The organism is Proteus sp. TJ1640, from assembly GCF_003144445.1.
Lineage (GTDB): Bacteria > Pseudomonadota > Gammaproteobacteria > Enterobacterales > Enterobacteriaceae > Proteus > Proteus penneri.
Genome location: NZ_PENY01000034.1, coordinates 74,152 through 97,172, shown reverse-complemented (window position 1 = coordinate 97,172; position 23,021 = coordinate 74,152). Strand labels below are relative to the sequence as shown.

General features: G+C 39.1%; 21 protein-coding genes and 1 riboswitch. Of the genes, 7 read left to right on the top strand and 14 right to left on the bottom strand.

Features of this window, described 5'->3' with window-relative positions:
* Positions 1-123 precede the first annotated feature (123 nt).
* Together dusC and rhlE are read right to left on the bottom strand one after the other, a co-directional pair.
* Positions 124-1,056 carry a tRNA dihydrouridine(16) synthase DusC gene (gene dusC / locus DK861_RS15705; protein WP_109400710.1) on the bottom strand — a complete coding sequence of 311 codons (933 nt, stop codon included), beginning with the start codon at positions 1,054-1,056 and terminating at the stop codon, positions 124-126.
* A gap of 9 nt (positions 1,057-1,065) precedes the next feature.
* Positions 1,066-2,493: an ATP-dependent RNA helicase RhlE gene (gene rhlE, locus DK861_RS15700; protein ID WP_109400709.1), complete on the bottom strand. Its 1,428-nt coding sequence runs from the start codon at positions 2,491-2,493 to the stop codon at positions 1,066-1,068.
* Positions 2,494-2,863: 370 nt separating this feature from the next.
* Here rhlE and cecR point away from each other — a divergent pair, with 370 nt between their 5' ends.
* The 5 genes from cecR to DK861_RS15675 are packed head-to-tail and all read left to right on the top strand — an operon-like array spanning position 2,864 to position 8,609.
* Positions 2,864-3,562, top strand: coding sequence for a transcriptional regulator CecR (gene cecR, locus DK861_RS15695; protein ID WP_109400708.1), 699 nt, complete (start codon positions 2,864-2,866; stop codon positions 3,560-3,562).
* Between the two features lie 11 nt (positions 3,563-3,573).
* A complete protein-coding gene (gene hlyD, locus DK861_RS15690) occupies positions 3,574-4,560 on the top strand; it encodes a secretion protein HlyD (RefSeq protein ID WP_109400707.1) in 987 nt (328 codons plus the stop codon).
* A gap of 13 nt (positions 4,561-4,573) precedes the next feature.
* Positions 4,574-6,343: an ATP-binding cassette domain-containing protein gene (locus tag DK861_RS15685; protein ID WP_109400706.1), complete on the top strand. Its 1,770-nt coding sequence runs from the start codon at positions 4,574-4,576 to the stop codon at positions 6,341-6,343.
* Entirely contained in the window at positions 6,336-7,487 is a 1,152-nt protein-coding gene (locus tag DK861_RS15680; RefSeq protein ID WP_072062885.1) for an ABC transporter permease, read from the top strand. The genes DK861_RS15685 and DK861_RS15680 overlap by 8 nt, the downstream gene beginning before the upstream one ends.
* 12 nt (positions 7,488-7,499) lie before the next feature.
* Positions 7,500-8,609, top strand: coding sequence for an ABC transporter permease (locus DK861_RS15675; protein ID WP_072062886.1), 1,110 nt, complete (start codon positions 7,500-7,502; stop codon positions 8,607-8,609).
* 112 nt (positions 8,610-8,721) lie between these two features.
* Here the strand turns inward: DK861_RS15675 and DK861_RS15670 are convergent, their stop codons facing one another.
* The 5 genes from DK861_RS15670 to moaA form a co-directional block, all read right to left on the bottom strand.
* A complete protein-coding gene (locus DK861_RS15670) occupies positions 8,722-9,432 on the bottom strand; it encodes a Bax inhibitor-1/YccA family protein (RefSeq protein WP_006537586.1) in 711 nt (236 codons plus the stop codon).
* 194 nt (positions 9,433-9,626) lie between these two features.
* Positions 9,627-10,088: a molybdopterin synthase catalytic subunit MoaE gene (moaE, locus tag DK861_RS15665; RefSeq protein ID WP_006537587.1), complete on the bottom strand. Its 462-nt coding sequence runs from the start codon at positions 10,086-10,088 to the stop codon at positions 9,627-9,629.
* A 1-nt stretch (position 10,089) separates the two neighbouring features.
* Positions 10,090-10,335 carry a molybdopterin synthase sulfur carrier subunit gene (gene moaD / locus DK861_RS15660; protein ID WP_109400705.1) on the bottom strand — a complete coding sequence of 82 codons (246 nt, stop codon included), beginning with the start codon at positions 10,333-10,335 and terminating at the stop codon, positions 10,090-10,092.
* The gene (gene moaC / locus DK861_RS15655) at positions 10,332-10,811 is read right to left on the bottom strand and encodes a cyclic pyranopterin monophosphate synthase MoaC (protein WP_072062889.1); all 480 of its coding nucleotides are present in this window, start codon (positions 10,809-10,811) and stop codon (positions 10,332-10,334) included. Before moaC ends, moaD begins: the two co-directional genes overlap by 4 nt.
* Before the next feature lie 39 nt (positions 10,812-10,850).
* Complete coding sequence (gene moaA / locus DK861_RS15650; RefSeq protein ID WP_109400704.1) at positions 10,851-11,831, bottom strand: GTP 3',8-cyclase MoaA; 981 nt, start codon at positions 11,829-11,831, stop codon at positions 10,851-10,853.
* Positions 11,821-11,963, bottom strand: a riboswitch (molybdenum cofactor riboswitch). Its footprint overlaps the gene before it by 11 nt.
* Before the next feature lie 279 nt (positions 11,964-12,242).
* Between moaA and yvcK the strand changes: the two genes are divergently transcribed.
* Entirely contained in the window at positions 12,243-13,181 is a 939-nt protein-coding gene (gene yvcK, locus DK861_RS15645) for a uridine diphosphate-N-acetylglucosamine-binding protein YvcK (protein WP_109400703.1), read from the top strand.
* Between the two features lie 104 nt (positions 13,182-13,285).
* Here yvcK and DK861_RS15640 read toward each other — a convergent pair whose 3' ends face one another.
* The 6 genes from DK861_RS15640 to bioB form a co-directional block, all read right to left on the bottom strand.
* Entirely contained in the window at positions 13,286-14,236 is a 951-nt protein-coding gene (locus tag DK861_RS15640; RefSeq protein WP_109400732.1) for a DUF1266 domain-containing protein, read from the bottom strand.
* 196 nt (positions 14,237-14,432) lie between these two features.
* Positions 14,433-16,442, bottom strand: coding sequence for an excinuclease ABC subunit UvrB (gene uvrB / locus DK861_RS15635; protein ID WP_072062893.1), 2,010 nt, complete (start codon positions 16,440-16,442; stop codon positions 14,433-14,435).
* A 470-nt stretch (positions 16,443-16,912) separates the two neighbouring features.
* The gene (gene bioD, locus DK861_RS15630; protein ID WP_109400702.1) at positions 16,913-17,596 is read right to left on the bottom strand and encodes a dethiobiotin synthase; all 684 of its coding nucleotides are present in this window, start codon (positions 17,594-17,596) and stop codon (positions 16,913-16,915) included.
* The gene (gene bioC / locus DK861_RS15625) at positions 17,589-18,353 is read right to left on the bottom strand and encodes a malonyl-ACP O-methyltransferase BioC (RefSeq protein WP_109400701.1); all 765 of its coding nucleotides are present in this window, start codon (positions 18,351-18,353) and stop codon (positions 17,589-17,591) included. Before bioC ends, bioD begins: the two co-directional genes overlap by 8 nt.
* Complete coding sequence (bioF, locus tag DK861_RS15620) at positions 18,328-19,491, bottom strand: 8-amino-7-oxononanoate synthase (protein ID WP_109400700.1); 1,164 nt, start codon at positions 19,489-19,491, stop codon at positions 18,328-18,330. Before bioF ends, bioC begins: the two co-directional genes overlap by 26 nt.
* Positions 19,491-20,528 carry a biotin synthase BioB gene (gene bioB / locus DK861_RS15615; RefSeq protein WP_072062897.1) on the bottom strand — a complete coding sequence of 346 codons (1,038 nt, stop codon included), beginning with the start codon at positions 20,526-20,528 and terminating at the stop codon, positions 19,491-19,493. Before bioB ends, bioF begins: the two co-directional genes overlap by 1 nt.
* A 103-nt stretch (positions 20,529-20,631) precedes the next feature.
* Between bioB and bioA the strand changes: the two genes are divergently transcribed.
* On the top strand, positions 20,632-21,906 hold the full coding sequence (gene bioA / locus DK861_RS15610) for an adenosylmethionine--8-amino-7-oxononanoate transaminase (RefSeq protein WP_109400699.1): 1,275 nt from the start codon (positions 20,632-20,634) through the stop codon (positions 21,904-21,906).
* 74 nt (positions 21,907-21,980) lie between these two features.
* Here the strand turns inward: bioA and pgl are convergent, their stop codons facing one another.
* A complete protein-coding gene (pgl, locus tag DK861_RS15605; protein ID WP_109400698.1) occupies positions 21,981-22,970 on the bottom strand; it encodes a 6-phosphogluconolactonase in 990 nt (329 codons plus the stop codon).
* Positions 22,971-23,021 lie beyond the last annotated feature (51 nt).

The following is a 23,021-nucleotide window of genomic DNA, read 5'->3' as shown; positions in this document are numbered from 1 at the left end:
TTTTCCAATTGTTAGAGATAAGTAACATCATATTTAAGATAAATAGAGAGATTATTGCTTAACGAACAAAAAAATAGCGCTGATTAATGAGCGCTATTATTATCGAATAAGATTATTTTTAAACTACAGCGCCTCTATGGCGAGCGCAATTTCTGGCGACGTTTTTAATGTTCTAATTTGCCGAAATAACTCATCGGCCTCGGGATACTCTTTGCGTAAATAGCTAAACCACTGTTTAATCCGTGATGCATGATAAATTGTTGTATCGCCACGCTTTTCTAAACGAACATAGCGCTTTAATAATTCAATCACCTCTTGCCAAGGCATTCTTGCTTCAATCCCCTTTACAACACGGCTTAAATTAGGCGTGTTCATGGCGCCACGACCAATCATTATCGCATCACACCCCGTTGTCGCTAAACAGGCGAGTGCGTCTTCACGGTTCCAAATTTCACCATTGGCAATCACAGGTATTGAGAGTCTTTGACGAATATCACTAATGGCTTGCCAATTAATTTTTTCAGCATTATAGCCATCTTCTTTTGTCCTGCCATGTATCGTGATTTCCGTAGCACCACCTTGTGCTACGGCATCAGCAATTTCATGACTATACGCAGAAGAATCCCAACCAAGTCTCACTTTAACAGAGACAGGTAACGCTGAAGGCACTGCGTCACGCATTGCTTTTGTTGCTTGATAAATCGTTTCTGGCTGTTTTAGAAGAGAAGCACCACCACCACTACCATTGACTGTTTTTGAAGGGCAACCACAGTTTAAATCAACCCCCCAAGAGCCTAACGATACCGCCCTAAAGGCATTTTCAGCCAACCATTGTGGATGTTGCCCTAATAATTGCACCCGCACCAGTGTTCCACTTTTAGTGCGACTTTCTGTATGTAGTTCAGGACATAAACGATAAAAAGCTTTTGTTGGTAATAATGAATCAACAACACGCACAAACTCTGTAATACAGAGATCGTAATCGTTAATCGAAGTGAGCAACTCTCTCACAAGGGGGTCTAAAACCCCCTCCATTGGCGCTAATAAAACTCGCACTTTTTAACCTCAAAACTCTTTTCTAGCTTTTGACCAAGGGCTTTGATTATTACTACCTTCATCACTTTTACGTGAACGACGAGGCCCTAATTTACCAGTACGAGAGCCATCTTTATTACGGTAGTTTTCTTTGCTTTTATAACGACCACCTTCTTTACTGCCTTCGCTATCATTCTCTTTACGAGCATTATTACGATTATCTTTGCCACGAATATCTGCACGCCCATGACCACCGCCACTTCTACGTGGTGCATTATTTTTTGGCTTCTTATGCAATGGAGCAGCTTTAATTGAAGGATCAGGATCGTAACCTTCTAAGGCTAAACGAGGAATTTCACGTTTTAATAGACGCTCGATATCAGCTAATAATCCATGTTCATCAACACAAACCAATGAAATAGCTTTACCTGTTGCAGCAGCACGACCTGTTCTACCAATACGGTGAACATAATCTTCTGCAACTTGCGGTAATTCAAAGTTGACGACATAAGGCAGTTGGTCAATATCAAGGCCACGAGCGGCAATATCAGTTGCCACCAGCGCTTTTAATTTACCGTCTTTAAAGTCAGCTAAAGCACGAGTTCTCGCACCTTGGCTTTTATTGCCATGAATAGCCGCTGATTTGATACCATCAGCATTTAAATGTTCAGCAAGCTTATTAGCACCGTGCTTTGTACGTGTAAAAATAAGCACTTGTGGCCAGTTTTCTAAGCCAATTAAATGTGATAACAACTCTGTTTTACGTTTTTTATCCACTAAATGGACATATTGATCAACAGATTCAGCTGCTGAATTTTTTGGTGCAACGGAAATACTCACAGGATTATTTAACAACGAGTTGGCAAGTCCTGTGATCTCTTTAGAGAATGTCGCAGAGAACAATAAATTTTGACGTTTTTTCGGTAATTTATTGATCACACGGCGAATATCATGAATAAAGCCCATATCTAACATACGATCAGCTTCATCAAGCACTAAAACTTCAACACGAGAAAGATCAACCGCATTTTGATGTTCAAGGTCGAGTAAACGCCCAGGCGTTGCAATCAATACATCAACGCCACCACGCAATTTCATCATTTGTGGGTTAATACTCACACCACCAAAAACCACAAGTGAACGAATAGGAATATAACGGCTATACGCTTTTACGTTTTCGGCAATTTGGGCGGCAAGCTCGCGTGTTGGTGTCAAAATCAGCGCTTTAACGGGTTGGCGACCTTTAGTTTTTGTAGCTGATTGAGATAACTTTTCCAATATTGGTAATGTAAAAGCTGCTGTTTTACCTGTGCCTGTTTGTGCACTGGCTAATACGTCTTTACCTGCCAAAATCGGCTCAATCGCCTGTTGTTGAATAGGGGTTGGGGTTTTATACCCTTGTTCATCAATAGCGCGGAGAAGCGCCTCACTTAAACCAAGCGATGTAAAATCGGTCAAAACAGTAGTCTCCTACAACCAGAACGTATAACACGGTGATTGAAATTAAAAATGACGGGCTTTCATACTGTCAATCTATAAAGATTATTACTCTATAGGTACTATCATTTCTAGGCATAGACAGTGATAAAAGAGAATGAACCTTGCTAGGTTAACCTAATAACCCCTATTTTAACAGTTTTTGCTATATTCAGAATACAAAAATAATTTTCAATAATAGATAGTATTTTTTATTACAAATCACTTTTATTCGATTATTTATTACAAATTTTCCCTATGTTCAATATCATCTAATATAATACGCCTTGTTATCGCTGTTTTTAATATCATTGGTTTTGTTACATTTTACTTAAGTAAGGTATCTTCTATTATGTCAGAAACCCATCAGAAGACGACACGTGGTGAACTAGCAAAACGACAATTATTGGAAGCGGCATGTGAGATCTTTGGTAAAAATGGCCCCGATGCAGCCACCACACGCCAAATTGCACAAGCTGCTCAACAAAATATTGCCGCTATCGCTTATTATTTTGGTTCTAAAGAAGGGTTGTATCTCGCCGTTGCACAACATATTGCTGATCTTATTCGCCTTGATTTTGAACCGACAGTGATCATTCTTGACGAATTTCTTGAACGACCTAACCCAACAGAACATTTGCCATTACTGCAAACGCTTATCACAGATAGTTTTCTACAATATGCTCGTCTTGTGCTTGATAAAGAAAATATTCACCTTAGTCGTATCATGGCAAGAGAACAGCTTGTTCCCACAGAAGCATACTCTTTGATCCACCAACAAGCATTATCGCCTCTTTTAACGCGTGTAAACAAACTATTAGCTCTCTATATTGGTTTAGATGCTACACTACCCACAACGATGTTACATACTCACGCTATTTTAGGCGAAGTACTATCATTTCGTTTAGTAAGAGAAACCATTCTTAGACAAACAGGATGGGATAGAATAGGTAAAAATGAATATCAAATTATCTCGAACACCTTAAAAACTCATATTACCTTACTACTCAACGGATTAAGAGAGATTTACACTAACCCACATCACGCATAAATAGAGTTATTATGAAAACTAAAAAAGTCAGTTTGTTTATTATCTTAATGATTATTATCGGTATTATTGCAGGTATCTATTATTATGAAGAAAACAAAGAGTCTGAATTAGTACTCTATGGCAATGTCGATATACGTACAGTCAATCTTAGTTTTCGTGTTGCTGGAAGATTAGACACATTACTCGTTGATGAAGGTGCCCCAGTCAAACAAGGGCAATTGTTAGGAAAACTTGATGATGCCCCCTATCGTAATGCACTAAATAAAGCTTATGGTGAGCGTGATAGTGCTATTGCTGCATTAGCGTTAATGGAAGCCGGCTATCGCAGTGAAGAAATTGCACAAGCCCAATCTGATGTGTCATTAAAACAAGCAGCTTGGCAATATGCCAACAACTTTTATAAACGTCAGCAAGATTTGGCTAACCGAAAAGTCATTTCAGCCAATGAGTTAGATAGCGCAAGAAATAATCGCAATCAAGCAGCCGCAGCCTTAAAAGCAGCCCAAGATAAATTAAATCAATATCAAAATGGTTATCGAAAAGAAGATATTGATGCGGCGAAAGGACAAGTTATGCAAGCTAAAGCCGCCGTCGCACAAGCTGAATTAAATCTCCAAGACACGCAATTAATCTCTCCATCACAAGGTACTGTGTTAACTCGAGCTGTGGAGCCAGGCACAATATTATCTGCTGGAAGCCCTGTATTTACGGTGTCATTAACTAACCCTGTTTGGGTCAGAGCTTATATCAGTGAAACACATTTAAACGAAGCAATTCCCAATCGAGAAGTTTATCTCTACACCGATGGACGTAAGGATAAGCCATACCATGGTACGATTGGATTTGTTTCCCCAACAGCCGAATTTACGCCAAAAAGTGTGGAAACACCTGAATTAAGAACGGATTTAGTTTATCGCCTCAGAGTGGTTGTAACAGATGCCGATGACGAATTGCGCCAAGGTATGCCTGTCACCTTAAAATTTGCCTCCTCTCATTAAATGTGAGGGAAAAATGGAACACACTGATTACACTATCGAACTTCAAGGTGTTGAGAAACGCTTTATAGGGATGGAAAACCCTGCAGTTTCGTCATTAACAGCCACCATCACAGGTGGCTCTGTGACGGGATTAGTTGGCCCTGATGGTGCAGGTAAAACAACCTTAATTCGGATGCTTGCTGGGCTATTAAAACCAGATGCCGGTGATATTCGTATTTTAGGCATGGATCCGCAAAAACAGAGTGTCGATGTCAGAGCTATTCTTGGCTATATGCCACAAAAATTTGGGCTCTATGAAGATTTAACGGTATTAGAAAACCTTAATCTTTATGCTGATTTAAAAAATGTCATCGGTGAAGAGCGTAAAAAAGTTTACCAACAGTTGCTCTCTTTTACCGATCTCACTCGCTTTACCTCTCGCCTTGCAGGCAATCTTTCAGGCGGAATGAAACAGAAATTGGGGCTTGCTTGTACTTTATTAGGTAGTCCTAAAGTTTTACTGCTTGATGAGCCCGGTGTTGGGGTCGATCCCATTGCACGCCGTGAACTTTGGCAAATGGTGCATGCTTTGGCTAGCGATGGCATGTTGATACTATGGAGCACCTCTTATCTTGATGAAGCAGAGCAATGTAAAAACATTCTTTTGCTTAACAAAGGAGAGTTACTTTATAGTGGTATTCCACAAGACTTAACAGCAAAAATGGCAGGTCGTTCTTTTCTGCTTGATGTTGAAGGCCATCAGCGAAGAAAAGTATTACAACAAGCTATTATTCAACCTCAAGTAACTGATGGTGTTATTCAAGGACAATCTGTTCGTTTGATCCTGAAAAAACAGAGTAATCAATCTGAATTACTGGACGCTTTGGGTAAACCTGATGCGAAGCTTATTCCCGCTACTCCTCGCTTTGAAGATGCTTTTATCGATTTATTAGGAGGTGGACCTTCTCATAAATCTGAATTAGCTGAAATTATGCCTCAGATCCCTCCTTCACCTAATGAGACTGTAATTGAAGCACAACAGTTAACCAAAATGTTTGGGCAATTTGCAGCAACCGATCATGTCGATTTCCAAGTTAAACGTGGTGAAATTTTCGGTTTATTAGGCCCTAACGGTGCAGGTAAATCGACAACCTTTAAAATGATGTGTGGTTTATTAGTCCCTACCAGCGGTAAAGCCCTTGTGCTAGGTATGGACTTAAAAGAAAGCTCAGGTAAAGCGCGTCAACATTTAGGTTATATGGCACAAAAATTCTCACTTTATGGCAACCTTAAAGTGGGACAAAACTTGAAATTCTTCTCTGGTGTTTATGGCTTACATGGCAAACAGCAACGCAATAAAATCAACGATATGATAACTGCCTTTGGTTTACAGCCGATGGTAAATCAAATCACTGAAACCTTACCTTTAGGTTATAAACAGCGCCTTGCCCTTGCGTGCTCATTAATGCATGAGCCTGATATTCTCTTTTTAGATGAACCAACATCAGGCGTTGATCCATTAACACGAAGAGAATTTTGGCTACATATTAATGGCATGGTTGATAAAGGAGTGACCGTGATGGTTACCACTCACTTTATGGACGAAGCCGAGTATTGTGATCGTATTGGTTTGGTTTATCGCGGAAAAATCATTGCGGCTGGTGAGCCAGATTCTCTCAAAAAAATGGTTGCCAGTGATGATAATCCAACTCCTTCAATGGAGGATGCCTTTATTGGTTTAGTGCTGGATTACGATAAAAAACTTGAAAGTGAAAATGATAAAGGGAGCGAAAAACATGCATAATTCAGCTCAATCATCTCATGCTCGCTTTTCTTGGCGACGTTTATACGCACTGTGTTTAAAAGAAACAAAGCAGATCACCCGTGATCCCAGTAGTGCCCTAATAGCTATTGTTATCCCGCTCACTTTGCTATTTATTTTTGGATATGGCATTAATTTAGACTCAAGCAAATTAAATATTGGTATTTTAACTAATCAACAAAGCCAACCCGCACAAGAGCTTGTTTACACCTTCACAAACTCACCGTATATCAATGCAACTATTAGTGATAATCGACAATTATTAATCGATAAAATGCAAGCGGGGCAAATTCGTGGCATTGTGGTTATTCCTGTTAATTTTGCTGAATTACTTGCCCGTCAAGATACTACAGCCCCTATTCAAGTGATCACCGATGGCAGTGAGCCCAATACTGCAAACTTTGTTCAGGCTTATACCAAAGGCGTTTGGCAAATTTGGTTGCAGCAACAAGCCATTAGTAAGGGTATTGATACTACACCATTAATTGAAATAGAGCCCCGCTATTGGTTTAATCCTGCGGCGATAAGTCAGCACTATATTATTCCAGGAGCGGTTACTATTATTATTACCGTTGTCGGCGCAATTCTCACTTCGTTAGTAATAGCTCGTGAATGGGAACGTGGTACTATGGAAGCGCTACTTTCCACCCAAATCACTCGCACAGAACTCTTACTTTCAAAACTTATTCCTTACCAAGTGTTAGGCAGTTTTGTCATGATCTTGTGTATGGTCGTCACCGTATTTGTGCTTGGCGTACCTTATCGAGGATCGTTGTGGATTTTAGGTGGGATCACCTCGCTCTTTTTAGCTACCGCTTTAGGCATGGGATTGCTTATTTCCACACTAACGCGTAATCAATTTAATGCTGCAATGATTTCGTTAAACGCTGCATTTTTGCCCGCAATTATGTTATCAGGCTTTGTGTTTGAAATTGATAGTATGCCCATCTTTATTCAGGTGGTGACCTATTTTATTCCTGCGCGTTATTTTGTGAGTAGTTTACAAACGCTATTTTTAGCTGGCGATATTCCATTGATATTGATGCTAGATATGTGGCTATTAATTGTATCGGCGATATTTTTTATTGGATTAACGGCGTTAGCAACACGTCGTCGATTAGATTAAAGGGAGAACTTTATGTTTTATCGACTTCTCACCTTGATAATGAAAGAGCTACAGTCATTATTACAAGAGCCTCAAACGCGTATTATTTTAATAGTACCCGTGATCTTTCAGATGATCTTATTCCCTTTTGCAGCGACGTTAGATGTTACCAATGCCTCTATTGCAATTTTTGATGAGGATAATGGAAAACAATCTATTGAGTTAACCCAACGTATCGCCAAAGCAAGTGCATTTTCTCAAACTCTTTTGCTTAAAAACGAACATGAAATAAAAGAAACGATTGATAATCGCAAAGCGCTTTTATTAGTTCGTTTTCCACAGAATTTTAGTGCTGATTTAGAAAGCCGTGCTCCTACCAAATTGCAATTAATCCTAGATGGTCGAAATTCAAATAGTGCGCAAATCGCTGCTAATTATGTACAGCAAATCGTTCAAAACTATCAAGCTGAATTAGCAGGTAATACACCTTCTTTGCTGAATAAAACAGAACTTGTTGTTCGCAATTGGTATAACCCTAATTTAAACTACAAATGGTTTATTGTACCTTCGTTAGTAGCGTTGATTATTACCATTGGCGTGATGATAGTCACTTCACTTTCCGTTGCTAGAGAACGTGAACAAGGCACTTTAGATCAACTATTAGTTTCACCTCTATCAACATGGCAAATTTTTATCGGTAAGGCGATTCCTGCAATGGTTGTCGCTGCCGTTCAAGGTACCATCGTATTAATTATTGGGATATTTGGTTATCAAATTCCGTTTTCTGGCTCACTGGTTCTATTTTACTTTACCATGCTGATTTATGGCTTATCGCTGGTAGGGTTTGGTTTGTTAATATCGGCCTTAAGTTCGACACAACAACAGGCTTTTATTGGTGTATTTGTGTTTATGATGCCTGCGGTTTTATTATCCGGTTATATTTCTCCCGTAGAAAACATGCCCGTTTGGCTACAACATGCCACATGGATAAACCCTATTCGTCATTTCACTGATATCACAAAACAGATTTACCTTAAAAATGCAGATATCACCGTAATATGGCACAGCTTATGGCCTTTATTAGTGATTGCAGTAGGAACGGGTAGCATTGCTTATTATCTTTTCCGAAGAAAGATTGCTTAAAACAATAACGATTAATTTATTCAATACAAAAAAATCCCACAACTTATAAAGTTATGGGATTTATTTTTTATACTGTTGTTAAACAGCGTCTATCAACGTTATATCGTTAAAATTAACGACGGTCGCCTAAAATACGCAGTAACATTAAGAACAAGTTGATGAAATCTAAATAAAGCGTTAATGCACCCATGATTGAGTAACGGCGCATATTTTCTTTATCTTCTTGGTTAATCTCATTACCCATATCTTTTAGTTTTTGTGTGTCATAAGCAGTTAAACCTGCGAAAATTAACACACCAGCGTAAGAGATAACCATGCTCATCATTGAGCTTTGCATAAAGATATTCACGATAGAAGCAATAATGATACCGATAAGCCCCATAAACAGGAAGCTACCCATACCCGTTAAGCTACGTTTAGTGGTGTAACCGTAAATACTTAATGCACCAAACATTGCCGCACAAATAAAGAAGGTGCTCGCAATCGAAGATGCGGTATAAACCAGTAATACGCTTGAGATAGTGACACCGGTTAGCACGGAATAGAGCATAAATAATGAGGTTGCCATTGCACCACTCATTTTATGAACCATACCTGATAACACGAAAACTAATCCTAATTGAGCAATGATCAAACCAAAAAAGACGATCTTGCTTGAGAAAATCATTGATAATAATGCTTCGCTTGATGCAACGTATAATGCAACAAACGCAGTTAATAACAGGCCGACAGTCATCCAACCATAAACCTGAGCCATAAAGGTTTGTAGGCCAGAACCTGTGCGCTGTACGATTGAATCATTTGAACGTGAAAATCGATCCATGATGATTACCCTTTAATCATAGTGATAACGTTAGGTTTAACGATAACGTTTATTTCAGTAAAGAGTCCATTATGGACTCATTAGGATTTAATTTTATCACACTGACTTTACATTTCCATAAAATAAACTGTATGAAATGTCATCATAAAATAAATTGAAGTAAAGTTATGTAGCGTTTAATTCAGCGTAGTGGTTTATTCCCAACGCTCGGCTGAATCATAATCACTTTGGCGTGCTTCAACCCATCTATCATTATTTTCAGAGAGCCCTTCTTTTTTCCAAAAAGGCGCACGTGTTTTTAAAAAATCCATAATAAATTCAGCAGATTCAAACGCGCTATTACGATGGGAACTAGTGACACCCACAAACACTATTTCTTCACCGATATTCAATGTACCCACTCGGTGAATAACACTAACTCGTTGTAAAGGCCAACGACCTCGCGCTTCATTAACAATGTCATTAAGCGCCTTTTCAGTCATGCCTGGGTAATGTTCAAGCGTGAGCGTACTGACTTCATCCCCTAAATTGTGATTACGCACTTTCCCTGTAAAGGTCACAACAGCGCCATCACTGTCGCACTCAGAAAGCCATTGGTATTCATCACCAACACTAAAGTTTTCGGTTTGTACTGAAATACGAGTTGATGCGCTCATCTTATCCTCCTGTAACAGGTGGGAAAAAGGCGATTTCATCACCATCATTAATAACGTGAGAACCTTGAACAAAAGATTGATTTACCGCTGAGAGTAACTTGCCATCTTCTAACGCAAGTGACCATCGTTCACCTTTGTTGATTAATACTTTACGTAAATCGTCTACCGTGTGGTATTCACAATCTAATTCGAGAGAATCAACACCCACTAACTCACGGACTTGCGCAAAAAAGAGAACTTTAATCATGCTTCCACCTTAAAGTGACCTGATTTACCACCTGTTTTTTCTAATAAACGTACAGGCCCTATCACCATATCTTTTTGAACGGCTTTACACATATCATAAATCGTTAACGCCGCTACCGATGCCGCAGTCAATGCTTCCATCTCAACCCCTGTTTTACCAGTTAAACGACAAACAGATTCAATGCGTACACGATTAGATTCAGTGAGTGCTTCTAAACGCACTTCGACTTTAGTTAATAACAGCGGGTGACATAATGGGATTAATTCCCATGTTCTTTTTGCTGCTTGAATACCTGCAATTCTTGCGGTCGCAAATACATCACCTTTATGGTGTTTACCTTCGGTGATCATGCTTAATGTTTCTGCTGACATTTCAACAAAAGCTTCAGCACGCGCTTCTCGCACTGTTTCAGCTTTAGCGCTAACATCCACCATGTGAGCTTCACCGGCAGCATTAATATGAGTTAGTTGAGACATGCACAACTCCTGAAATTAACGAAATAACAGAGCGAAAAACTATCCACCAATAACAGATAAATTCGGTGTCATACCGCTATCGCCTTGATGAAGAAAATGAGTTTCTCGTTTATGAAGAAGCCCGCCCTGAATACGCTGTTGTAATGCTTGTTGTTGACTATCATCAGCAAGTAAGTCGCGTAAAGGAATACCATTTTCACCAAATAGACAAAGATGGAGATTACCAATAGCCGAAACACGTAAACGGTTACAGGTTAGGCAAAAGTCTTTCTCATAAGGCATGATCAGACCAATTTCACCTTGATAATCAGGATGGGTAAATACTTGAGCAGGCCCGTCACTACGGGCGCGAGGAATTTGTAGCCAACCTTCATTGAGTAAGCGCTGACGAATAACTTCACCAGACAAATGAAAGCGGTTGAAAATATCACTACCGTCACCGGTTTCCATTAATTCAATAAAGCGTAGCTGAATAGGTCTGTCTTTGATCCAATTAAGAAAATCAGGAAGATTTTTATCATTCACATTGCGCATCAACACAACGTTAACTTTGACTTTTTCGAACCCCGCAGTAAATGCTGCATCAATACCTTCCATTACTTGACTAAATTTATCTTGCCCAGTAATAGCATGGAATTGACGAGGATCGAGGCTATCAACACTCACATTAATTGCACTTAAACCCGCGTCACGCCATTGTGCAACATCTCGTAACAAACGATAACCATTTGTTGTTACTGCAATTTTTTTAATTGCATCATTATCTTTGATTGTCGCGATAATATCAGTAAAATCGCGGCGCATTGTCGGTTCACCACCGGTTAAGCGGATTTTTTCTGTTCCTAATGCAGCAAAAGATTGCGTGAGTCTACTGATTTCATCTAATGAAAGAAATGATTTGTGGCCATTAGGCTTATAACCATTAGGCAGGCAATAAGTACAACGGAAATTGCACACGTCTGTAATTGAAAGACGTAGATAGAAAAACTTGCGGGAAAACGCATCAACGAGTTGTTGCATAATAACACCTTTCCAAATCGGGAGATGCAGACATTTCTACCTTGCACCCTGGTGACTTGCTTCGTCACGGCCAGAACATCATATCTTGTCAATACACGACTTAGACGTAAAGGCTAGGAGTTTATCTTTACCTGTTTTTCACAGGTTTCTAATACCTATATATTTATTGTGGATTCTACCTGCTAATTATGCAAAAAGCGAATAATGTTTTCGCTATATAATTTACAATACAACGACTTACAACACTTTAGTCACGCTAACAACATAAATAAAAACACTTTCGTTGGTTAAGTATTAGGCTATCAAAAGTGAAATAAAACTAGGAATGTGATGAAATCACGTCGCGATCATAGGCTTAAATTTTAATTGTGATAAATTAGCGGCAAATTTTTAAAGATGAGTAGAACAAATATGCGAAATCGCACGCTAAGTGATTTAGATCGTGTTGTTGCCCTTGGTGGTGGTCATGGCCTTGGACGTGTGCTTTCAGCACTCTCCTACTTAGGCTCTCGCCTTACTGGTATTGTTACAACAACAGACAATGGCGGTTCTACTGGCCGTATTCGTCAAGAAGAAGGTGGCATTGCGTGGGGTGATATGCGCAATTGCATTAATCAGTTAATTACTGAGCCTTCGGTGGCTTCTGCCATGTTTGAATACCGTTTTTCTGGTACAGGTGAACTGGCTGGGCACAATTTAGGAAATTTAATGCTAAAAGCGTTAGATAACTTAAGTGTTCGGCCTTTAGAAGCAATTAATCTTATTCGTGGCTTATTAAGAGTCAATGCACATCTTATTCCTATGTCTGAACAAGCCGTTGATCTAATGGCAATAGATGACCAAGGTAATGAGATTTATGGTGAAGTTAACGTTGATATTTTGCCTAAGATCCCACAAAAACTTGATCTTTATCCTAAAGTACCCACGACGAGAGAAGCTATTGAAGCCATTGATCAAGCAGATCTTATCTTAATCGGCCCCGGTAGTTTTTTTACCAGTTTAATGCCTTTGTTATTATTGCCAGAGCTTGCACAAGCATTACGCCGTAGTAGTGCAACAACGATTTATATTGGTAATTTAGGCAAAGAGCTAAGCCCCGCGGCTGCCAGTATGACGATGTCTGATAAAATCGCTATGATGGAAAATTATATTGGTTTACAAACAATAGATGCTGTGATCATTAGCCCTGAAACACAATATGAATCGATGAAAGGCCGATTAATTGTACAGACCCAATTGGAAGCTAAAGATATTCCTTATCGTCACGACCGCCATCTATTAAGCAAAGCTATTGAGTTAACGTTGCAACAATTAGGTCAACGTAATGCATCACCTCAAGCGATTAAATAGTATTTATTACCTTGCTTCCATAAAAAAACCGCATCTGCAATAAACAGCAAGTGCGGTTTTTGGTTGGTAAAAACACAATATCACTATTGGTTTTCAACGTATTATTAGCTATTAAGCTGCTTTAATGTAATACGCTGGCTAATCACTTCTTCAATTTCGTCAAGTGTCATTGGTACATCATTTTTCATCAGACCGAGACCAGCCACAGTACGAGAGAAAGATGTTAAATCCAATGGCGGTAAATCCATTATCCAGTTTTCTTCTGTTGCCAACGTATCTTCTGCATTCAGAATATTTTGTATCACATCCGTAAAAGCTTGATGTGAAGAAACCCAATCTTGATCGCCACTTGCCCAAAACCAACGAGCAGCAATAAAGTTTCTCCACATATCTTCCCAGCCATCATAGATCCGACGCAACATTGATGCGCTCATTAATGACCAGGTTTGAGCTTCTTGTTGAGTAATATAACCTTGTTGGCAACCTTCTAAGCAGAGCTTGTTAAAACGGCAGAGATCCCAAATAAGGTATTTCACATTTTGGATGTTCATGCGATTAGTGCTCATCATATCAATTTGCCATAAACGCTCATTTTTATCATGTTCAGTTAACTCAGAAAGTAAAATGTCATTTTTTAATGACTGAACATCGTCTTCTTTGCCATTCAAAATTTGATCACGTAGCTGATAAAAATCATTGGTGTGGCCTTGAGTGAGCAACCAAAATAGTTGATACACTAAATCCCAACGGTCGTTAATTCCCCAACCTGCTGATAATCCACCATCATCTTTACCTCGAGCATATTCGTTATATGCCCACTCATTCATTGCGGCATAAGGTGCTGCTACATATAAACCCCATTCATGAGGTAATAACTGAGCTGATGTATTTTCTGCTTCAGATAAAATCGGCTCTTTCTCTACCACTGGTGATTTTGAGAACTCACTATCTTGTACAGCAACTTTATGTAACCACTTAAAAAATAACACAACAAAAATAATCCCAATAATGATACCTAGTGACTTTGGAAACACTGAAAAAATATCAATAGCCATTACACTCATCCACTGTCCTTAATATCTTTTTTATCTTTGTAAATAATTGACGCTTTGTTTGTTGTGGTATTTAAACAGTTGAACGCCATTAAGGGAATATCAAACTAGGCAAAAAATGGAAGATAGAAGATAAAAAGGGATAATCCCTGTAAAATAAGGATATCCCTTTATCGGTTTGTGAATTTAATTTCGCTAATTAAGAGTTAGCAATAAATTGAGCACGTAATGCTTGCAACTTATCACGCGTACTCGCTGCTTTCTCAAATTCAAGATCTTTTGCATATTGGTACATTTCGGCTTCTAAACGTTGGATCTCTTTTTCCAATTCAGCCGTTGATAACAACGGATAATTTTCATGAATATCTGTTGCTTTATGCCCTTTCTTATTGCGCCCTTGCGTAGGTTGACCAATCTTAAGAATATCACCCACTTTTTTATTTAATCCTTTAGGGACAATACCATGCTCAAGATTAAATTGTTGCTGTTTCTCGCGACGACGCTCAGTTTCGCTTATCGCTTTTGCCATTGAATCGGTAATTTTATCGCCATATAAAATCGCTTTACCTTCAAGGTTACGAGCCGCACGACCAATTGTCTGAATCAATGAACGTTCTGAACGTAAGAAACCCTCTTTATCAGCATCTAAAATCGCTACTAAAGAGACCTCAGGCATATCTAAACCTTCTCGAAGTAAGTTGATACCCACTAATACATCAAACTCACCTAGACGCAAATCACGAATAATTTCGACACGTTCAACAGTATCAATGTCAGAGTGTAAATAACGAACTCGTTCGCCATGCTCTTCAAGATATTCTGTTAAGTCTTCAGCCATTCGTTTTGTTAGTGTTGTAACCAATACACGTTCATTTTTTGCTGCACGAATACGAATTTCAGAAAGTAAATCATCAACTTGTGTGGCAACCGGTCGCACTTCAACAATCGGATCAAGTAAGCCTGTTGGTCTTACAACTTGTTCGATAATTTCATCACCTGATTTTTCAAGTTCATATTTGCCCGGTGTTGCTGAAACATAAATTGTTTGTGGTGCTAACGCCTCAAACTCTTCAAAACGTAATGGACGGTTATCAAGCGCGGAAGGTAAACGGAAGCCATATTCAACTAAGGTTTCTTTACGCGAGCGGTCGCCTTTATACATTCCGCCAATTTGTGGAATGGTAACGTGTGATTCATCAATCACTAATAGACCGTCAGCAGGAAGGTAATCAAACAGGGTTGGAGGTGGCTCACCAGGCCCTCTACCTGATAAATAGCGTGAATAGTTTTCGATACCTGAGCAATATCCCAATTCATTCATCATTTCGAGATCAAATTGAGTACGCTGTGTCACGCGTTGTTCTTCAACGAGTTTATCATTCGCTAAAAGCACTTTGCGTCTGTCTGCAAGTTCTTTTTTGATTTCTTCCATCGCTTCAAGAATACGCTCGCGGGGAGTGACATAGTGCGTTTTAGGGTAAACGGTAAAACGAGGCACATTATAGTGAATTTGCCCTGTTAAAGGGTCAAACAGTGAAAGGCGTTCAACTTCTTCATCAAATAGCTCAACACGTAATGCATAATCATCAGATTCAGCTGGAAAGATATCAATCACTTCACCACGTACGCGAAATGTACCTCGCTGGAAGGCTTGATCATTGCGAGTATATTGTAAATCAGCAAGGCGGCGTAAAATGGCACGTTGGTCGATTATCATGCCGTTAGTCAGATGAAGCATCATTTTTAAATAACTATCAGGATCACCTAAACCGTAGATAGCAGAAACCGATGATACGACAATAACATCTTTACGTTCTAGCAAAGCTTTAGTCGCAGATAGACGCATTTGTTCAATATGTTCGTTAACAGAAGCATCTTTTTCAATAAAAGTGTCTGAGCTTGGCACATACGCTTCTGGCTGATAATAATCGTAATAAGAAACAAAGTATTCCACTGCATTTTCAGGAAAGAATTCTTTCATTTCACTATAAAGCTGTGCTGCCAATGTTTTATTCGGCGCCAACACCATAGTCGGACGATTGAGATTGGCAATTACATTGGCAATCGTAAAGGTTTTACCTGAACCTGTTACCCCTAAAAGGGTTTGATGAGCAAGACCATCATCTAACCCTTCACAGAGTGAGGCAATAGCGGCAGGTTGATCACCACCCGGTTTAAATTCAGAATGCAGTTTGAAATCTTTGCTCATATTTTCATCTCCTCGCTGACACTCCTTATGATACTGGATAAAAATCCAGCTTCAATCTCTATCTCACAAAATTTGTCTGAATAATTAGCATAAGTTATCCCCAGTTTTGGAACTGAATTTTTTTCAAAAAGGCAACCCCTTTTTTGTGAATTATTCCAAGAGACACACCAACACCACTCTCTCTATTGATTTTATTTAATTAATTGATATATAAGAATTAAAAATTAAAGTTGAGAATAACACCAATCTTTAGCAATGCCTTGTATTCTCTCTATTCAGCGTATTTTTATAATGGTAATACACAAGGTTATCCACAGGAATAGTGGATAACTGTACAAAGTTGTTATCTCTCGGTAGGTTACGTCTTTTTTTCCACCTTAAAATATCCCTAAAAATTGACTGAATTTATTTTTTTTATTTTTTTATTGGTATAAAAAATAGACTTTTATAATTTACTTAATAACCGCCTATCAACTTAGTTTTAAACAGGAAAGATCGAGATAAGAAGTAAAATTATGCTCTTTTACTTCGTTTAAGTAGGGTATTTTGCCTAAAAATGGTGCGTTAATATGCTGTTTTAATGTTGCCAGATATTCTTTTTGATATCGCCCCGCAGGTTCAACTTCATTTGCAACCCAGCCAGCCAATGTTAAACCAGACTGAATAATTGCTTGTTGCGTTAATAACGCATGATTAATGCAACCCAATTTAACACCCACAGTCAAAATAACAGGTAGCTTTTCATTGATAACCCAATCAGAGAAAAAATAGTTTTCTGACAGTGGGGTAAACCAACCACCAGCCCCTTCGACTAAAACCCAATCAGCTTGTTGCTTTAAATAAGACAAACCTTCTGACATCACATTAAAATCAATAGGCTGTTTTATTTCTTGGCTAACAATATGGGGCGATGTTGGCGTTTCAAAACAGTAAGGATTAATACGGTGATAATCTAACTTTACTGTACTGAATTTTTGCAGTGTCAGTGCATCTGAATTACGTAAACCTTCATTTAACCACTCACTTCCCGATGCAACAGGTTTATAGCCCGCAGTTTGATATCCTTGATGCGACGCACATTGTAATAGAGCGCTACTTACCACGGTTTTCCCTACTTCTGTATCTGTACCTGTTAAAAACCATGTCTTAGCCATATGATATTTTTCCTATAACAATTTGATAAGTGAGTAAATATTTACCTGATTCTGTTTTCCATACATTTTCTAGCGCACGAAATTTCTGTCGTGTCATCAACCCTTTTTGTCGATCTCCTTGCACAAAATTGGCGCCAACGCCCTTTAAAGAAGCAAACAACGCATGTAATGAATCATAATGTTCTGTAACCGTTTCAGTAGAAAATTGGCAATGAAAACCACAACACGCTTTCTTAATATCGTGAAGCGATAAAAAAGGATTAACATGCGGATGTTGATCAAGAGATTGCCAAGCCTCTCTGACTTCTTGCAGTGTCAACGTAGTGAGTGTTGAGAAATAAAGTGCACCTTTTTTATTTACTGCTTTCATGAGTGAGTTAATCGCAACAGATAAATCATCACACCATTGCATCGCTAAATTACTAAACACGATATCCACACTTTGTGGCGTAATTGCACAATGCTCGATATCACTTTGTAAGTAACCATCAGCCCGCTGTTGTTGTTTTGCCACTTGTAGCATGGTGTGTGACAGATCAAGTGCAATAACAAACTTACCTTGTTGTTTCCATTTTTGACTGAAATATCCTGTTCCGCATCCTGCATCTAAGACAATTTTGCCACTATCATAACGCGCTAAATCCATTAATTTATTACCGCTATAGCGCTGAATATTGGCGTGATTATCATAATGAACCGCAGCTTTACCAAATGTTTGGGCTATACGTTGTTTATCTGTTTTGACTAAAGAATGCATGAAGCGTCTCGATTAACAGCTTAATATCTGAAAGATGATGGCGAGTGGTTAACGTTATTCGTAAGCGTGCACTTTGAGGCGGTACAGTAGGAGGAAAGATTGCCTTTACCCATAGGCCTTTAGATTGCAGATAATCTGAAAGTGTTTGGCATAATTGCTCATCACCGATAATTAATGGCTGAATAGCCGTTTGTGAAGGTAATAATTTAATAGGAAGCGACACGACACCTTGGCGAAAGGTATCAATTAATTGTTGAAGGTATGCTCGCTCACCATCAGCTTGTTTAATCATATTTAGTGCTGAATGTAACGCAACAGCCTGTGCAGGTGGCATTGATGTACTGTAAATAAGATGGCGTGCGTATTGTTCAAAAAATTCCGCTGTTGATTTGTTACAAAGCACTGCCGCCCCACTGATACCAAAAGCCTTACCAAAAGTCACCACTAATAGCTCTGGTTTGATACCCGCTTCATCACAACTACCTCGACCTTCTTTACCTAAAACACCAATACCGTGTGCGTCATCGACCATTAACCATGCACCATGTTGTCGGCTTATTGTTGCTATTTCTGTTAATGGGGCTTGATCTCCATCCATGCTAAATACCCCTTCTGTAACCACCAAGGTTTTACTAGCCGACGTTTTATTAAGTCGTTGAAATAAAGAATCAGAAGAATTGTGTAAAAAACGCCATAATATAGCGGGTGATAATACAGCGGCTTCCATTAACGAGGCATGGCAAAGTTTATCCGCAATAATAGCATCGTCTTTTTCAAGTAATGCCGAAATAACACCTTGGTTAGCACTATAACCGGATGAAAATAACAATGCATTATCGTAACCTAGCCAATCTGCAAGATGCTGTTCTAACTGTGCATGAGCTTGTGTAAATCCAGTGATATGCCCTGATCCACCGCTACCTACACCATACTCATCAGCACCTTGTTGCCATGCTTTAATGACGTCCGCATGTTGGCTGATACCTAAATAATCATTACCTGAAAAATTAAGGTACTTTTCACCTGATATTGTGATCAAAAAACGCCCCTCCGCCTGTTTGATCACGTTGCGTTTTCGCCATAATGGCGTATTTCTACGCCCATTAAGTTGTTCATTTAAATAGGTTTGCCAACTCATTACAGTGCCGCATTATAAAATTGTTCAGTGTCTTTATTGGCAACCGCTTGCATCAAAGCTTCTTCTTGCTGATTGTCACCCATAGATACTGCTAATCGTTCAGGATTTAAGCCTAATTTACGGAATAATTGGTGATCTTTATCTTCAGTTGGATTAGTTGTTGTTAACAATTTGCAACCATAAAAAATAGAGTTCGCTCCAGCCATAAAGCAGAATGCTTGTGTTTGTTCACTCATTTGCTCACGACCGGCAGAAAGGCGTACATAAGAGCGAGGCATCATGATACGAGCAACGGCGATAGTACGAATAAAATCAAAAGGATCGACATCTTCATTATCAGCTAATGGCGTACCTTTAATTTTGGCTAACATATTAATCGGCACACTTTCTGGCGGTTGTGGCAAATTGGCTAATTGCACCAACATTGCAGCGCGATCTTTAACTTCCTCGCCTAACCCTAAAATTCCGCCAGAACACACTTTAATACCCGCATTGCGCACTTTATCAAGCGTATCTAAGCGATCTTGATAGGTCCGTGTTGTCACAATACTGCCGTAAAATTCAGGTGAGGTATCAAGGTTGTGGTTATAAAAATCCAGCCCTGCATCTGCTAATCGGTTAGCTTGTGAATCATCTAACTTCCCCAAAGTCATACAGGTTTCCATGCCTAATGCTTTGACTTCTTTCACCATCTGTTCAAGATAAGGCATGTCACGTTCATGCGGGTTTTTCCAAGCTGCTCCCATGCAAAAACGCGTTGAACCCGCTGCTTTTGCTTTTTTCGCAGATTCAATCACTTGCTGCACTTCCATTAAACGCTCTTTTTCTAATCCGGTTTTATAGCGCGCACTTTGAGCACAATATTTACAATCTTCAGGACAAGCTCCTGTTTTGATAGAAAGCAATGTACTGACTTGGATCTGTGAAGGGTCAAAATGTTGACGATGCACTTGTTGTGCTTGAAAAACCAAATCTAAAAATGGCATATCAAACAGTGCTCTGGCTTCTTTTAATGTCCAGCGTTTTAATGTGCTCACAATACAATCTCCTGTTTAAAAGTGATTGCCAGTTTAAATAATAGGGTTATCATGTCAACTAAAATTGAACACCATTGGTTTACATGATTAAGTGAAAAATAGAATGACACCTGAAGATATCGCTTTCGATTTACGCCATATTTGGCATCCATACACCTCGATGAGTAATCCGTTACCTGCTTACCCTATCGTCAGTGCAAAAGGCGTTGAATTAGTCTTGGCTGATGGTAGAAAACTAATTGATGGAATGTCTTCATGGTGGGCTGCAATTCATGGATATAATCACCCAGAACTTAATAATGCCGTTACAACACAGCTAAGCAATATGTCTCATGTGATGTTTGGTGGCATTACTCACCCCCCAGCAGTATCACTTTGTCGTAAATTATTGGCGATAACACCAGAGCCTCTTGAATGTATATTCTTAGCAGACTCAGGTTCAGTAGCTGTTGAAGTTGCACTGAAAATGGCCTTGCAATATTGGCAGGCTAAAGGTGAAAAACGTCAACGTATTGTGGCGCTAAAACAAGGCTATCATGGTGATACTTTTGGCGCGATGTCAGTGTGTGATCCAGATAACTCCATGCACAGTCTGTACAAAGGTTACTTGCCTAATCATCTCTTTGTGGATGCACCCAAAACAGGCTTTTATGAAGAATGGGATCCCACTGATATCCACTCATTACGCTCAACACTAGAGCAACATCATCAAGAAATTGCCGCCGTTATGCTTGAACCCATTGTTCAAGGCGCGGGTGGAATGCGAATTTATCATCCTGAATATTTGAAACACGCAAGAGCATTGTGTACTGAATTTAATGTGTTATTAATTGCAGATGAAATTGCCACGGGTTTTGGCCGAACAGGTAAGCTTTTTGCTTGTGAGCACGCTGGAATTTCTCCTGATATTATGTGTGTAGGTAAAGCCTTAACGGGCGGTTATATGACCTTATCTGCTACCTTAACTACACGTCATATTGCCGAAACCATCAGCCAAGGTGATGCAGGATGCTTTATGCATGGCCCTACTTATATGGGAAATCCTTTAGCTTGTGCTGTTGCTGATGCCAGTTTATCTCTAATAGAAAAAGGCGATTGGGTAAATCAAGTTGCACAACTTGAAGCCCAACTTAAAAAAGAGCTCCTGCCATTAAAACAGGTAAAGAGTGTCAAAGATGTGCGAGTGTTAGGTGCGATTGGTGTGGTCGAAATGAACGAGCCCGTTAATATGGCAAAATTACAAAAAATTTTTGTAGAAGAAGGGGTTTGGATCAGACCTTTTGGTAAGCTGATTTATATTATGCCACCATTTATTATGCCACCAGCAAACCTGACTAAACTCACTCAAGCTATTGAGAAAGTGGTTAATTTCTCATAAATCTTTCATCCAAATAAACCTCTAGCAAGGTAATGTTTTGCTAGAGGTTTTCAGTAACTTTTATACTGTAATAGTTATTTCGTCACAACAGTAACCCACATTGCGCCTTTACCTACTGGATAACACGCTAATTCTGTTAAGGCACCCGTATGTTTATCAATCCGAGAAACAGACGCAAAATCTGATTTTTGACCACAAGAAATCAAGTAATTACCTGTATTATCAAGATTAAAACCACGAGGCTGTGTTTGTGTTGGATAATAACCTACAGGTTGTAGATAATCGCCAGCCTCAGAGATTGCCATCGCACAAATAAAGCTTTCAGAGCGTTCGCTAGCATAAAGAAAACACCCATCAGGCGTGATATGAATATCTGATGCCCAACGAGTACTGTTAAATGTTTCAGGAACAATATCAACCGTTTGCATTAAACGGTATAAATCCCCCATGCGACGATAAACATTGATTGTCGCATCTAATTCATTAAGGCAATAAAACACATTACCATTAGGATGGAATGCCATATGGCGAGGCCCTGCATTTTGTGCGGTTGTCAGCTCTTCAGTACCTGCTTCTGTTAAACGCCCCTCTTCTGATAAATTAAATAAACGAATATGATCTTCACCTAAACAAGGCACAATCAGTTGTTTATTATTCCAATCAATATTAGATGAGTGAGGTTTATTTAATCCTTCAATAATTTGGATAGGTGATTGAGGGATCCCCTTATCATTAATAGGTAAAACAGCTAAATTACCTTGATGATAAGAAGGTACAAATAAGAAACGCCCCGTTTTATCTAAGCATAAATGAACAGGAGTACTTGGAATGGAAGTGATAGCCTTTTGTTCTAACTGACCATCGGCAGCAATCGCAAATGTCACCACACTAAAATGAGGTCGAATACCGACATAAAGGTATTTTCCATCTGCACTTGCAATCATCGGTTGTACTTGCCCTGCAATCTCTACAACCTGCAATAAATCCATTTCACCTTCAGCGTTTAATGCATAAACATGGATTTGTTGACTCTCTGGACTTGCTACGTAGACTACCTGTTTCATCCCTTCTCCTTAAAATCGATTACCCATTGATTTATAAAGAATAATAGAATA